A 14,551-nucleotide genomic window follows, 5' to 3' on the forward strand; every position below is an offset into this window, starting at 1 on the left:
TTTCCTGTCGTTAAAGGAAAAAGTCCGTGAAGTTACTTTAAATAGGTTAATACCCCAATGAAAAAACAGGATAATAAAAAAAATTTGAAGATAATATCTTATTTTTGTCGTGTGAATAAACGACTTAACATATTATTAATGACAATGTTTGCTATGTTCTGTACACTCTGCGTACAAGCTCAGGAAAAGCAAAGCATTAATGGATATCTGGTTCCAATGTGTATCTACGAAGGTGATACAATCCCTTGGATCCAGCTAAGACCTGTTTATATCTTCCGTCCATTAATATTTAAAAACAAAAAAGAAGAAATAGAATATAACCGACTGGTACGAAACGTAAAAAAGGTATATCCTATCTCTAAAGAGATCCATCGTGCTATCATCGAAACTTATGAGTATCTTCAAACATTACCCAATGAGAAAGCTCGTCAAAAGCATATCAAACGTGTTGAAAAGGGATTGAAAGAACAATATACAGCTCAAATGAAAAAATTATCTTTTGCACAAGGAAAGCTGTTAATAAAGTTAGTAGACAGACAAAGCAATCAGACTAGCTATGAACTAGTGAAAGCTTTTATGGGACCATTCAAAGCAGGTTTTTATCAAACATTTGCTTCCTTATTTGGTGCTAGTTTGAAAAAAGAATATGATCCGTTAGGAGAAGATAAACTAACGGAAAGAATCGTATTAATGGTAGAAAGCGGACAAATTTAATGATATGTTATAAACAAGTATTATATGCTGGTTATTAAATGATTAACATAGATATAAACCACTTATTAACCAGCTGTTATCTTCTTATCAACTAAGCTTCTTGAATAAATCCCAGATTACAATACCTGTTGTCACAGAAACATTTAAAGAATGTTTTGTACCATACTGAGGAATTTCGATACAGCCATCTGAATGATCAATAACTTCTTGTTGAACACCTTTCACTTCATTTCCCATTACGATAGCGTATTTCTTTGTTTTATCCAATTCCAACTTATCTAGCATAATACTACCTTCTGCTTGTTCGATTGAATAAACAATATATCCCTCTTTCCGAAGGTTATCAACCACATCAACAGCGTTATTAACATATTTCCAATCTACAGTAAATTCAGCTCCTAAAGCAGTTTTATGCATTTCGGGATGTGGAGGAACAGCTGTTATACCACATAAATAAATACATTCAATACGAAATGCGTCTGAAGTACGAAATACAGAACCTATGTTATGCAGACTACGAATATCATCCAATACAACCACTAGAGGCAGTTTCTCAGCCTGTTTAAACTCTTCCGCAGTAATGCGGTTCAACTCAGTTATCTTTAGTTTTCTCATACAGCTATTTCATTTAATACATTCCAGTCACAAAAGTAATTCTTTTCTGTTAAGAGAGATGTTGATAACGGTTTAAAACCTGTCAAAACAATCAGCAAAGATTTTAAAAAATAATCCTTGCATTATTCAAAAGAAGGTATAGAAGAGTATCCTAATTAACATTCCAAAAAAGTAAACCATAACTTTCTACCTCACCTTAAACACATTTTTCATCACTTACTTAGCTGTTTATATCTATAAAGTTTTTAACTTTGCATCTTATCAACAGAGAGTGAATAGCTTTTTCTTGTTCTACCGAAGCTTTATGATAATGAAGTATATAGATAATATATAATCTATTTTTCATCCGTTCATAATGAACTAATAAAGTTGAAGTAGGAACTAATAACTTATCCGACAAGAAAAACAGGATTTTTTTCCTAACACTATTAACAGGCTATTATCACTAACAAAAGTTTTTTTTTAAAAGGAAAGAAAAAAGAATATTATTATGAATGATCTAATAAAAGCTATTAACGAGCTGAAAAAAGAAAAGAATGCAATCATTCTGGGCCATTACTACCAGAAGGGTGAAATACAGGATATCGCTGATTACGTTGGCGACAGTCTGGCGTTGGCTCAATGGGCAGCAAAAACGGAAGCAGATATTATTGTGATGTGTGGTGTTCATTTCATGGGTGAAACAGCAAAGGTGCTTTGTCCTAATAAAAAGGTGTTAGTTCCTGATATGAATGCCGGTTGTTCACTGGCAGACAGTTGTCCGGCTGATAAGTTTGCACAGTTTGTCAAAGAGCATCCGGGATACACTGTTGTCTCATATGTTAATACGACGGCTGCTGTGAAAGCGGTAACAGATGTAGTGGTAACTTCTACCAATGCAAAGCAGATTGTAGAAAGCTTTCCCAAAGATGAGAAAATAATCTTTGGACCGGATCGGAATCTGGGTAATTATATCAACTCAGTTACGAACCGTAATATGTTACTTTGGGATGGTGCTTGCCATGTGCATGAACAATTCTCTGTGGAAAAGATCGTGGAATTGAAAGCGGAACATCCTGACGCAATTGTATTGGCTCATCCCGAATGCAAAAGTACAGTGTTGAAACTGGCTGACGTGGTAGGTTCTACCGCAGCTCTGTTAAAGTATGCAGTGAACCATCCGGAAAAGAAATATATTGTTGCTACCGAATCGGGTATTCTGCATGAGATGCAAAAGAAGTGTCCACAAACTACGTTTATTCCTGCTCCTCCGAATGATAGTACGTGTGGATGTAACGAGTGTAGCTTTATGCGGTTAAACACGTTAGAGAAGCTTTATGAGTGTTTGAAGAATGAGTCTCCTGAAATAACAGTAGATCCGGAGATAGCAAAAAAAGCAGTAAAGCCTATTCAAAGGATGTTGGATATTTCGGCAAAGCTGGGATTGTGATTGCATTGATAATGGACCGATGAATGATTAATAAGTTCATATCACAGTAGTAAAACGGTTACCTTCATCGTCATGTTTTTGCATATTTCATTGATATATAGTAAATTATAATGAAGCTTCTTTTTTATGACATTTTAGTCAGTAGATGTTGTCGTAATAATTACTTATTTTTGACCAATAATGTAAATAAAAAGATACTTCATTATAATAGGTTGATATTTAGTGTAATAACTAAAAATATGACGATGAAGGTAAACCATTATTCATTTGCTAAAATAGTTGATATTTGTTCAAAAAAAGATTTTGATGTTTGTATAAAACTATAATAATGTTTGAAAAAAAGATCGAAGTGATTGAGTTTAAACTTCCCATAGTTTTTTTTTAAGTATATCTTTTAGTGGAAAGATACAGTCAATCGGACAAAATTTACCTGTTGATTATAGAAAAAGAAGCGGTTGTTTTACTTGACTCTAGTATATCTTTTCTTCAACTCTAGTATATCTCTTACTTAGTTCTTCTATATCTTTTGACTAACTCTAGTATATCTTATTGAATGTTCTTATAGATGTATTATAGGTATATTCGAAAAAAAGAATATACCCCTGCTGTTACGGTTTGGATTGCTTTATAGTTATCGTATACCATGTATTGTGACAGAGTCTTTCTACCTGCAGGTAAATACTTTTCCTGTTTCCATACCTCCTGTTGCAACTATTTGTGTATCAATGCAACTGAAGTTGTGATTTCTCCACTTTCAATTTCACGATTTCTCAATACAATCTACGACTGACAATCGAAAGAATACTAACCAAAAAATGAACTTGAAACGGAAAAGTTATGGATAAGATCAATTATGAATAAAGCACGTTAGGCAAAATGACTGCCAAAAAGAATGTAACGCGTGCTACAGAAACTCTTGTGTATAATATTCGTGGATGGATGACAAGTCTCCAGAGTCCTTACTTTTCACAAACGTTGCATTACAGCGATGGAATGGGAACACCCTGCTACAATGGAAATATAAGCAGTATGACATGGAAAGCAGGAAGCGAAACTACATTGCGAGGATATAAATTTACATATAATGGGCTCTCCCGGTTAGATGAAAACGATGGATATTTAACAGTTACAGATGCCAAAACACACTATTTTATACAGGCTCCCTGATTATTTGATTGGTACTAACATTGTTCAGATTAAGGGTAAGATGGTAGGCAACTCATGGAAACTTGTAAGTGAAATGAAGGAACAGTTCAAGAATTACATAAGCAGTTATCAATTGCCGGGCAACCACACTAAACTTTACTTCCGCTTGAAAGGTACAAATCAGACTGGTGCTTCAATTACCATTGGTACAGATTATAAACAGCAGGAAATTAAATTGACTACTCCGTTTGTTAAGAATGAAACTTCTCGTGGCTACAATATTGAAATGGTAGCTGACTTATCAAATGGTAAGGAATGTGTGAAAGCTAAATCTGTAGTAACTATTACTATCACCTGAAATAGCAACTATTGAAGCTGAAGGTAATATTACTATTTTGTCTACTGAAAATAGTAAGAATTGATACAAAATCGGTACAAATACCGATCTGTGATAGGAAAAACGAAGGGTATTGGCAAGAATAATACCCTTCCCAATTAAACTTCAAAGAATATAAACCTGTTTTTGCGAAAGCCCAGACTTTATAACTTACTCTTTACCGAGGATACTTTTGTTCCCCATGAGTATCCTCTTTTTTATATTATACCAACAACCGCTTAATCCCAAGGAGATATTATTTAAAATCTTATTTTACACTTATCTTCTACTACCACTCTCAATTTACAAATAAATGTTATTAGAAAAACTCACCGACTTTTCATAAAAAAAGAACAAAATAAAATAAAGAAACAACATAGAGAAATAAAATCACATTAATATTAATCACAATATCAATAATAGAAGAGTATTAGTTATATATTGTTGTTTTTGATAAAAACTTAATTTTTTATATTGTTAATACAATATTTTTATATCTTTGCACATACTCACAAATAAAATATAATAAATATGAAATTAGGAAGACAAAATTATGTAAGAAAGAGGTTGAAGTTTCTTGGAATCTTTTCCCTATTATTTCCTCTACTCTTCTCATGTAAAGATTCTGATTCGGCCGAGAACCAATTCAATCCCAATGCTCCTGTAGAAGTTAATGCTATCATTCCAGAAACCGGAACTGTAGCTTTGCCACTTGTTATTCATGGGAAAAATTTCGGAGCGGACAAATCCAAAATCAAAGTTTACTTTGATGATGTTCAAGCCCAAATCATTACTGCTAAAAGCGAACACTTGTATGTGTTAAATCCCCGACAAACGGGAGGAGAACACATCGTTAAAGTAATTGTCAATGACAAAGAAGGGGTATTAAAAGAGAAATTCACTTACATCGTAACTTCTTCTGTTACAACCGTTGCCGGTAGTGGCGAATATGACGTTATTGACGGAAATGCATTGGAAGCTGCATTCGCATCTCCTGAATACATCGCTGTAGATGATAAAGGCAATATCGTTGCTTCTGACTATAGAGGTAATTACTTAAGATTAATTTCCATAGAAGAAAGTAAAGTAACTACGCTATTTGAAGATGGATCCATATACGGCTTGAGTTTTTCGCCAGATTATTCAACTCTTTACATAGGAATGGAAGGAAGTAGTATAATGTCCAATGAGTTAGACTGTAAGTCCAGTTGGTTACGTTCTGTTGTACCAAATACCATTGGTATGGAATATGGCTCTGCTACTACAGTAACTGACTCTAAAGGTAATGTATATTATATTGGTTATAAAGGAGAAATTGCCCAAAAAAACATTGAGACAGAAATGATCACTATGATTGGTAAAATTCCCAGTGATCTCATTGATATTGAAGCTGACGGAAGTGGTGTAGATTATTATGCAGCGTATAATCCTAAAGATAATCATATCTACATATCTACTAGATTTGAAAATGTAATTATTCGTTTTGAAGCAGACATTAAAACATTAGAAAATGACGATTTTGAGTTATATGCTGGAACATTGAATCAAAGCGGAATTAATAATGGTCCACGCCTAAGTGCAACATTTTATGAACCTAGAGGAATGGCATTCGACAGTAAAGGTAATATGTATATAGCTGATTCCAAAAACAATGTTATTCGCATGATTAATCCAGAAGGAGAAGTCAGCACATTTATAGGAAATCCAGAAGGTGGACATAAAGACGGAAGTCTAGAAGAAGCATTATTTTACCGTCGTCCCTATGACATAACTATATCTCCTGAAGATTTTATCTATGTCGCAGATGCTGGAAATCATCGTGTTCGATGTATTGCAATTCAATAGTTAATTTAGACTGAAAGAAAAATGAAAAAAAACACATATATCCTTCTTGCATGTCTTTTACTCTGCCTTTCTAATACAATAAAGGCGCAAGAAACATCATTCAATCTCACTGGTGTTGTTACATCCAAAGGAGAGTTACTTCCCGGAGTAAATATCCATATTAAAAATAAGCCTGGTGCAGGTGTTGTCACTAATCTTGATGGAAAATATCAAATAAAAGTACAAATATCTGACGTATTAGTTTTTTCTTTTATTGGATATAAATCTCAAGAAAAACTAATTAGTCAAAAGACCAGTAAACTGGATATCGAATTGGAAGAAGAAACTGGAAAAATTGATGAAGTAGAAATAGTAGCTTATGGCAAACAAAGAAAAGTGAGTGTAGTGGGAGCTATTTCGTCCATCAATATAGATGATTTAAAAAGCGCACCAGTTACATCAATGTCCAATGCCTTAGCCGGAAGAATGGCTGGTATCATCGGAGTACAGCAAAGTGGAGAACCTGGATCGGATGTTTCAGAATTCTGGATTCGTGGTATCAGTACTTTTGGGGCAAAATCAACTGCTTTATTCCTGATCGATGGAGTAGAACGTACACAAAACGACTTCAACAATCTTCTCCCAGAAGATATAGAAAGCTTTTCCATTTTGAAAGATGCCTCAGCTACAGCTGTATATGGTGCCCGTGGTGCAAATGGAGTTGTATTGATTACCACTAAAAGAGGAAAGGAAGGAAAAATGTCTATTAGTGCTAATGTTAAAACAATGATTGAATATCTTCCCAGACTCCCTAAATATCTAAAAGCTTATGATTATGCTAATTTGGCAAATGAAGCAAAGGTAGTACGTGGAGAAGTACCTCTTTACGATGATAAAATGTTTGAAGTAATAAAATACCATTTGGATGACAACTTCTACCCTGATATTAATTGGCAGGATGAGATACTAAAAAAATCAACTTTTGGTTGGCAAGCAAACTTGAATATCTCTGGTGGAGGTAGTATTGCACGCTATTTTATGAGTCTCAACTATAGAGGTAACGATGCAGCTTACAAAGAATCAAATATGCACAAATACAATACCAATGTCAAACGTCACCAATATAGCTTCCGTTCCAATATCGATGTAAATGTAACAAAATCGACAATCATTAGCCTGAATCTGGCTACTACTATTATCGATATGAATCGACCGGGTATTGGAACAACAAACAATATATGGAGTGCACAAGCAAATATGAATCCTTTAAATGTACCTAAAGTATATACTAATGGACAATTTCCAGCATACGGAAAAGATGATGCAACATCTCCATACGTTCTATTGAATGAAACCGGATACGTTAGTGAATATAACAACACACTGCAATCGACACTAAAACTGAATCAAGATTTGGGAATGATAACCAAGGGGTTAAGTTTTGAGGCTTCCATATCATTCGACTCCTATAATTATCATAATGGAGAACGAAAGAAAATGCCGGAACTATACAAAGCAATCGGATACAGTTCAACTGGTAAATTGCTCACTGAAAAAACCGTAGAAGCTCAACCCATAAAATATACTCCGACTTCGGGAGGCAACCGAAAAGTTTATGCTGAAGCACGACTCCATTATGAACGAATGTTTGGATGGCATAGAATTGGAGGATTATTTCTATATAACCAAAGTAGCTACAACACAACAACAGCCAAAGACGAAATAAGCTCCATTCCGGTACGTACACAAGGAATTGCAGGAAGACTAACTTATTCATATAAGGATATTTATCTCTCTGAATTTAACTTTGGATACAACGGTACAGAAAACTTTCCTAAAGGACAACGATTCGGTTTCTTCCCTTCCATCGCTTTAGGATGGGTAATTAGTAACTACGCAGCAATACAAGAAAAACTACCCTTCCTCAGACTGATGAAGATAAGATATTCATTTGGTCTGGTAGGTAATGATGAATTAAATCAACGCTTCCCATTCCTTACTTATGTTGGCTCTACTGATGGATATGCATTTGGTGATCGTGGAGAAAACTCGTTTGGAGGTATCGGTATTACTCAACAAGGTTCAGAAGGATTGCAATGGGAAAAAGCTGTCAAACATAACATAGGACTGGACATCACATTATTTGATAAGATATCCATGGAATTTGATTATTTCCATGATATAAGAAGTCGTATTTTTATGGAACGTACCCAACTTCCAGATATCATGGGTATACCAACTACCCCTTACGGAAATGTAGGTAAAATGAAAAATTACGGATATGATGGAACACTCAGTTATCATGACAAAATAGGTGATAATTTTTCCTATGAATTAAGAGGTAATTTTACAATTACTAAAAATAAGATTTTAGAATATGACGAACCAAACTATAAATATTCCTACCTAGCCAAAAAAGGACAAAGTCTGAATATAACTTATGGATACGTAGCACTAGGATATTTTCGTGATGAAGATGATATTAAAAATAGTCCACAACAATTTGGCAATGTAATGCCGGGTGATATCAAATACAAAGATATCAATGGAGACAACGCAATCACACAAGAAGATATCGTACCTATTGGAAACTCAAATATCCCACGTATCCAATACGGATTTGCAGGAAATTTTTCTTATAAGAATTGGGACTTGGGTATTTTCTTCAGAGGTTCTGGAGCTTCGGATTTCTTTTATGGAGGGCAAGCATACTTCCCGTTCCAGAATGGGGAGACAGGAAATATTCTTAGTATAGTCAATGATCCGTCAAACCGCTGGATACCTGCTTCTTTTTCAGGAGATAAGTCTACAGAAAAACCCAATGCACGTTTTCCACGATTATCTTATGGTACAAACAAAAATAATTTTCAACAATCAACCCATTGGTTAGGGAATAGTGCCTTTTTACGATTGAAAACCATAGAAATCGGATATACTGTGCCAAACAAGCTATTGCACAATATATATATGAAAGGATTACGAGTATCAGTGATTGGAGATAATCTACATGTATGGGACAAGGTGAAAATATGGGATCCGGAACAAGCTGATAAAAATGGCGCAATCTATCCACTCACACGTTCCTTTACCTTAAACTTACAAGCTTCATTTTAAAATTTGAAATTATGATAAGAAAAATTATATATTTACCGTTCATTTCCTTGCTCATAGGATTATGTACATGTTTCATACAATCCTGTAACTATCTGGATATTGACCAGTATATCAATGATATGCAATCATTGGACACTGTTTTTCAGAAAAAAGGACTAACAGAACAATTCCTCTATAATGTATACAGTTACTTACCAGCCCCCGGTCAAACATGGGATGGGGATAATTCCAAATCTATTCCATGGATATTATGTGCAGATGAGGCATTTAATGTAGAACCTAATGGTGTTAATAACTTTTGCAATAACATTTTCACAGCTAATAATGAAGAGTTCATGAAATGGAAAAGATATTATGAAGGTATACGTAACGCCAGTATTTTCATAAAACGTGCACCAGAGTGTAAAGAGTTAAATACTATACAACTCCGTGAATATATAGGTGAGGCCCAGTTCCTTAAAGCTTATTTTTATTTTGAACTCATGAAACAATATGGTCCGGTATGCTTAGTACCAGAAGATGGTTTTACATTGGAACAGCCCATAGAAGAAATTCTGATCACCAGAAATTCTTGGGACGAATGTGTAGATTACGTCAACAATCTTCTTCAAGAAGCAGCCCAAAAATTACCAGACGAACGACCTTCATCAGATTTTGGAAAACCTACCTCAGGAGCAGCACTTGCTGCCAGGTCAAGATTACTTCTTTATAGTGCAAGTCCTTTATTCAATGGAAATACATCTTATGCCGACTTCAAAGATAAAAAGACAGGTATAAATTATATAAACCAGATCAAGGATGAAAGCAAATGGGCTATCGCAGTTTTAGCAGCTAAAGAAGTGATCAATAAAGGAAAATATAAACTCATGAACGTCCCTAAAGATGAAAAAACTCCTGAATTACCTAAAAATGTAATATCTGATCCGGATTTTTACAATCAATATCCTAATGGAGCTGCAGGCATCGATCATTATTTATCTTATGCCAATATGTTTAATGGTGCCGTCAGTGGTTCAAAAAATACTGAAATAATTTTTGCAATGCCAGGAATAGGAATAGACCAATATTGCGCCCCCAATAAAATGAGAGGATACAGTAGCTACAATGTTACGCAAAAACTAGTAGATGCATATTATATGATTAATGGGAAAACAATTGAGGAGGGAGGAAGTGATCCAGATTACCCATATACTACAGAGAAATCCAGTTCTAGCACTAATTTTTCAGGTTACATACTTCCTTCAGGTGTATATGGCTGGTATCTAAACCGTGAAATGAGATTTTATGCCACAATAGGGTTTAACCGATCTTATTATATTGGTTCTTCAAGTCCAAGAAGCGCTTATAAAAATTTTGAAGCAGAATTTCATTCTGGAGGAAATTGTACAGATGCCGTTTCAGGAACATGGATGACTGATCGTTTCAGATATTGTATGACTGGCTACTTATGCCGTAAATTCCAACATTCTGAGGATGTATTCGGAGGTAGTTATTATGGTTCGGTTAAACCTAAAGTATGGATAGACTATCGATTAGCTGAAATCTACCTGAATTATGTAGAAGCACTAAATGAACTAACGGGTTCTCATACGATAGGAGAACAAACTGTTTCTCGTGATCCATCGGAAATAAAAAAATATTTCAACATGATTCGTTACCGTGCCGGGCTACCGGGAATTACACTCTCAGATGCAGATAATGTAGAGAAAGTTAGACAACTCATACGGAAAGAACGCCAAATAGAATTAGCTTGGGAAGGACACCGTTATTTCGATGTACGAAGATGGAAAATTGCTATCGAAGAAGAAAATGATAATGTAACAGGAATGGCTGTCAACAAAAAAGAAGATGACGGTTTTTATCGCGTCGTACAAGTAAAAGAAGTGGCATACGCCTACAAAAGGTTTAGTTCACGAAAAAACTTTTGGCCGATCCCTCAAACTGAAATCACCAAAAATACGAATATAATTCAAAATCCCGGATGGGAATGATAATACAAAGAGAAGAATATGAAAAAAATATATTTTTTAGCGATTTTAGGGATTGCTTCCCTATTTACTTCGTGTTCGAATAAAGTAGACTTTGGAGAACAATATAAAAAGATTGTATATATTGTCAATAGTAAAGATGCATTGTATTATGCACAACACGATGCAACTAATGCTAGTAAAGGTAACATCAGTGTATATACTACAGGTTCCGAATTACCTAATCAAGATATTCGAGTATCCTACAAAGTAGACGAGAAAGCTTTAGATAGTTTCAACCAAAAAGAATATGGCGACCGGAGTGAACTGTATTTTTCTTTGATTCCTAAAGAATTATATTCTTTTGAAACGGCAGATGTTACAATTAAAAAAGGAGAACCTTACGGTTGTTTGAATTTTACAATCAACACACTTGCATTACTTCCCAATAAAGTATATATACTACCTATTACTATATATGAAGCACAAGGTGCTGAAATAAGCGAAAATCTACACACAATCTTATATGTAATTCAAATAAGAAACATATATGCCGGCAACTATATATCATCATGTACTATCAATGGTACAGCGAAAGGAGATTTTAACAAAAAAATTACTGCTGCAAGTAGTAAAAAGATTCTGCTACCACTAGCTAATAAGAGTAATATGTCGAGCAGTAGTACTTTAGATTACAATACAGACTATTACCAAATAACTATTAATGACGATAACACCCTGCTTCTGGAACCTTATTTACAATCAATTATACATCAAGATACAGAAACACAAAGTTATTATGACTCTGAAGAACGTATTTTCTATATTTACTACAATATGGAAGATAAATACGGAGATTATATATCTATTAAAGAAATATTAAAAGCGATTTGATATATGAAACTTTATTTGAAAACAGGTATCAGCCTGACAATTGCATTGACTCTCTCTATGGGAGGAATCGATGCGCAAAATATAAAATACACACTTAATGTTAAAGTAAATAAGCCTAACAGCAAGTTATTTATCCTTCAAAAAGAAAAAAACAATGTACAAATAGACTCCATAGTATCGGCTGATGGCAATTTCCAGACAGAAGGAGAAGTAGCCAATATACGTAAAGCATATCTTTATCTAGTTCCTAAGGAACAATCTTCCAATAATATTTCTTTCAGAAAAGGATTTCCCATATATTTAGAATCGGGAAATATCACTGTCGTTTCTAATGAACCGACATTAGATAACAGTGTATTAGGAGGAACTCCTTCAAACGACGATTTATACACATATAATGATACCAGAAAGACATTCATCACAAAAATGAATCAGCTCGAGAATGATTATGATAAAGCCAAACAAGAAAAGGATATTGCAAAAATGCAAATTATAGAAAGTGAATATGACGAGTTGGAATTGAAATTGAAACAAGCAGATAATGACTTTTTCAACTCTCATCCCAATTCTTTTGTAAGTTTTGACTGGCTAAATTCATCTTTCAACATTGCTACACAGAAATCAAAAGTCATAGCCTTATTCAACCAAATGGGAGAGAATATAAAACAATCAGAAGCTGGAATACAATTTAAGACTAAGTTGGATAACACAAAATCTGTAGAAATCAATGAAATAGCTCCAGACTTCTCAGCCCCTAATCCTGAAGGCAAGGAAGTCTCTCTCAACTCATTTCGTGGGAAATACGTATTATTAGATTTCTGGGCTTCATGGTGTGGACCTTGTCGCAGAGAAAATCCGAATGTCGTAACTGCCTACAATACATATAAAGATAAAAATTTTACTATACTAGGTGTGTCACTTGATAGCTCTAAAGAGGCATGGATTAAGGCTATAGAAAAAGATAATTTAGCATGGGAACAAGTATCCGATCTAAAAGGTTGGAATGCAGCCCCTGCCGCACTTTACAGCGTTCATGGCATACCTTCAAATTTCTTAATTGATCCTCAAGGGCGAATCATTGCAATCAACTTGAGAGGAGAAGAATTATCAAAGAAGTTAAGTGAAATACTTCCATAATAAAGTCTTTATATTTACAAAAGATATTTTTCAGGAACATATCACAAGATCATTAAAAGTAGTGCCCTCTGGTAAAGAGTGGCACTACTTTTTTATAAGAAATAGCAGTCAAAATACTAAAACTCTTCCAAAATGCCTATCTTTGCAATCTAATTACCGATAACTAAATAAAAACGAAATAGATAAATGGCATTGCAATGTGGTATTGTCGGATTACCGAACGTAGGTAAATCGACACTTTTCAACTGTTTGTCGAATGCAAAAGCACAGGCGGCAAATTTTCCTTTCTGTACAATCGAACCGAATGTAGGTGTAATCACTGTTCCCGACGAACGATTAAATGCACTGGCCGAACTGGTTCACCCCCAACGAATCGTTCCTACTACGGTGGAAATCGTAGACATTGCCGGGCTGGTGAAAGGTGCAAGCAAAGGCGAAGGATTGGGAAATAAGTTCCTCGCTAATATCCGCGAGACAGACGCCATCATTCATGTGCTCCGTTGTTTTGACGACGACAATGTGACTCACGTAGACGGAAGTATTAATCCAATCCGCGACAAAGAAATCATCGACTATGAACTTCAGCTAAAAGATCTGGAAACAATCGAGAGCCGCATCCAGAAAGTACAGAAACAAGCACAGACCGGTGGTGATAAATCTGCCAAGCAAGCTTACGATGTCCTTGTTCAATACCAAAAGGCACTCGAACAAGGTAAGTCTGCACGTACTGTAACTTTTGAAACTAAAGATGAACAGAAAATTGCACACGAACTGTTTCTGCTGACTAGCAAACCTGTAATGTATGTTTGTAATGTAGACGAAGCCAGTGCAGTGAATGGCAACAAATATGTAGATATGGTACGTGAAGCGGTGAAAGATGAGAATGCTGAAATTCTGATTGTAGCTGCAAAAACAGAAGCGGACATTGCTGAGCTTGAAACTTATGAAGACCGCCAGATGTTCCTTGCCGAAGTAGGACTCGAAGAATCGGGTGTTGCACGTCTTATCAAATCAGCCTACAAACTGCTGAACCTCGAAACATACTTTACTGCCGGAGTACAAGAAGTACGTGCATGGACTTACGAAAAGGGATGGAAAGCTCCACAATGTGCAGGAGTCATTCATACAGATTTCGAAAAAGGATTTATCCGTGCAGAAGTAATCAAATACGAAGATTTTATCAACTACGGATCGGAAGCAGCTGTAAAAGAAGCCGGAAAGCTGGGTATTGAAGGAAAAGAATATATTGTGCAAGACGGAGATATCATGCACTTCCGTTTCAACGTTTAACAACTTAAATGAGGAGTGGTGAACTTGGTTTATCCACAATTCATC

General features: G+C 35.0%; 11 protein-coding genes. 10 read left to right on the forward strand and 1 reads right to left on the reverse strand.

Annotated elements, in window-relative coordinates; genetic code table 11:
- Positions 1-138 precede the first annotated feature (138 nt).
- Positions 139-714, forward strand: coding sequence for a DUF4294 domain-containing protein (locus EJF25_RS01305; RefSeq protein ID WP_125039907.1), 576 nt, complete (start codon positions 139-141; stop codon positions 712-714).
- Between the two features lie 87 nt (positions 715-801).
- Here EJF25_RS01305 and EJF25_RS01310 read toward each other — a convergent pair whose 3' ends face one another.
- On the reverse strand, positions 802-1,329 hold the full coding sequence (locus EJF25_RS01310; RefSeq protein ID WP_125039659.1) for an RNA methyltransferase: 528 nt from the start codon (positions 1,327-1,329) through the stop codon (positions 802-804).
- 490 nt (positions 1,330-1,819) lie between these two features.
- Between EJF25_RS01310 and nadA the strand changes: the two genes are divergently transcribed.
- The 9 genes from nadA to ychF all read left to right on the forward strand — a co-directional run bounded on the left by nadA (position 1,820) and on the right by ychF (position 14,506).
- Positions 1,820-2,758: a quinolinate synthase NadA gene (nadA, locus tag EJF25_RS01320; RefSeq protein WP_125039660.1), complete on the forward strand. Its 939-nt coding sequence runs from the start codon at positions 1,820-1,822 to the stop codon at positions 2,756-2,758.
- Positions 2,759-3,634: 876 nt separating this feature from the next.
- On the forward strand, positions 3,635-3,925 hold the full coding sequence (locus tag EJF25_RS01325; protein ID WP_125039691.1) for a hypothetical protein: 291 nt from the start codon (positions 3,635-3,637) through the stop codon (positions 3,923-3,925).
- On the forward strand, positions 3,891-4,262 hold the full coding sequence (locus EJF25_RS01330) for a hypothetical protein (RefSeq protein ID WP_125039692.1): 372 nt from the start codon (positions 3,891-3,893) through the stop codon (positions 4,260-4,262). Before EJF25_RS01325 ends, EJF25_RS01330 begins: the two co-directional genes overlap by 35 nt.
- 549 nt (positions 4,263-4,811) lie before the next feature.
- Positions 4,812-6,125, forward strand: a complete 1,314-nt coding sequence (locus EJF25_RS01335; RefSeq protein WP_125039693.1) for an NHL domain-containing protein — start codon at positions 4,812-4,814, stop codon at positions 6,123-6,125.
- 21 nt (positions 6,126-6,146) lie between these two features.
- Positions 6,147-9,218, forward strand: a complete 3,072-nt coding sequence (locus EJF25_RS01340; protein ID WP_125039694.1) for a SusC/RagA family TonB-linked outer membrane protein — start codon at positions 6,147-6,149, stop codon at positions 9,216-9,218.
- An 11-nt stretch (positions 9,219-9,229) separates the two neighbouring features.
- Positions 9,230-11,209, forward strand: a complete 1,980-nt coding sequence (locus tag EJF25_RS01345; protein ID WP_125039695.1) for a RagB/SusD family nutrient uptake outer membrane protein — start codon at positions 9,230-9,232, stop codon at positions 11,207-11,209.
- Positions 11,210-11,227: 18 nt separating this feature from the next.
- Positions 11,228-12,079 carry a BT_3987 domain-containing protein gene (locus EJF25_RS01350; protein ID WP_125039696.1) on the forward strand — a complete coding sequence of 284 codons (852 nt, stop codon included), beginning with the start codon at positions 11,228-11,230 and terminating at the stop codon, positions 12,077-12,079.
- A gap of 3 nt (positions 12,080-12,082) precedes the next feature.
- Complete coding sequence (locus tag EJF25_RS01355) at positions 12,083-13,216, forward strand: AhpC/TSA family protein (RefSeq protein WP_125039697.1); 1,134 nt, start codon at positions 12,083-12,085, stop codon at positions 13,214-13,216.
- A gap of 186 nt (positions 13,217-13,402) precedes the next feature.
- On the forward strand, positions 13,403-14,506 hold the full coding sequence (gene ychF, locus EJF25_RS01360) for a redox-regulated ATPase YchF (RefSeq protein ID WP_125039698.1): 1,104 nt from the start codon (positions 13,403-13,405) through the stop codon (positions 14,504-14,506).
- The last annotated feature ends 45 nt before the right edge of the window (positions 14,507-14,551 follow it).

This window comes from Bacteroides faecalis, from assembly GCF_003865075.1.
GTDB classification, from domain to species: Bacteria; Bacteroidota; Bacteroidia; order Bacteroidales; family Bacteroidaceae; genus Bacteroides; species Bacteroides faecalis.

What these genes read in the sequence shown, in the direction of transcription:
- EJF25_RS01305 (WP_125039907.1), top strand. Translation starts at nt 139, where the DNA reads ATGACAATGTTTGCTATGTTCTGTACACTCTGCGTACAAGCTCAGGAA.
- EJF25_RS01310 (WP_125039659.1), bottom strand. Translation starts at nt 1,329, where the DNA reads ATGAGAAAACTAAAGATAACTGAGTTGAACCGCATTACTGCGGAAGAG.
- nadA (WP_125039660.1), top strand. Translation starts at nt 1,820, where the DNA reads ATGAATGATCTAATAAAAGCTATTAACGAGCTGAAAAAAGAAAAGAAT.
- EJF25_RS01325 (WP_125039691.1), top strand. Translation starts at nt 3,635, where the DNA reads ATGACTGCCAAAAAGAATGTAACGCGTGCTACAGAAACTCTTGTGTAT.
- EJF25_RS01330 (WP_125039692.1), top strand. Translation starts at nt 3,891, where the DNA reads ATGCCAAAACACACTATTTTATACAGGCTCCCTGATTATTTGATTGGT.
- EJF25_RS01335 (WP_125039693.1), top strand. Translation starts at nt 4,812, where the DNA reads ATGAAATTAGGAAGACAAAATTATGTAAGAAAGAGGTTGAAGTTTCTT.
- EJF25_RS01340 (WP_125039694.1), top strand. Translation starts at nt 6,147, where the DNA reads ATGAAAAAAAACACATATATCCTTCTTGCATGTCTTTTACTCTGCCTT.
- EJF25_RS01345 (WP_125039695.1), top strand. Translation starts at nt 9,230, where the DNA reads ATGATAAGAAAAATTATATATTTACCGTTCATTTCCTTGCTCATAGGA.
- EJF25_RS01350 (WP_125039696.1), top strand. Translation starts at nt 11,228, where the DNA reads ATGAAAAAAATATATTTTTTAGCGATTTTAGGGATTGCTTCCCTATTT.
- EJF25_RS01355 (WP_125039697.1), top strand. Translation starts at nt 12,083, where the DNA reads ATGAAACTTTATTTGAAAACAGGTATCAGCCTGACAATTGCATTGACT.
- ychF (WP_125039698.1), top strand. Translation starts at nt 13,403, where the DNA reads ATGGCATTGCAATGTGGTATTGTCGGATTACCGAACGTAGGTAAATCG.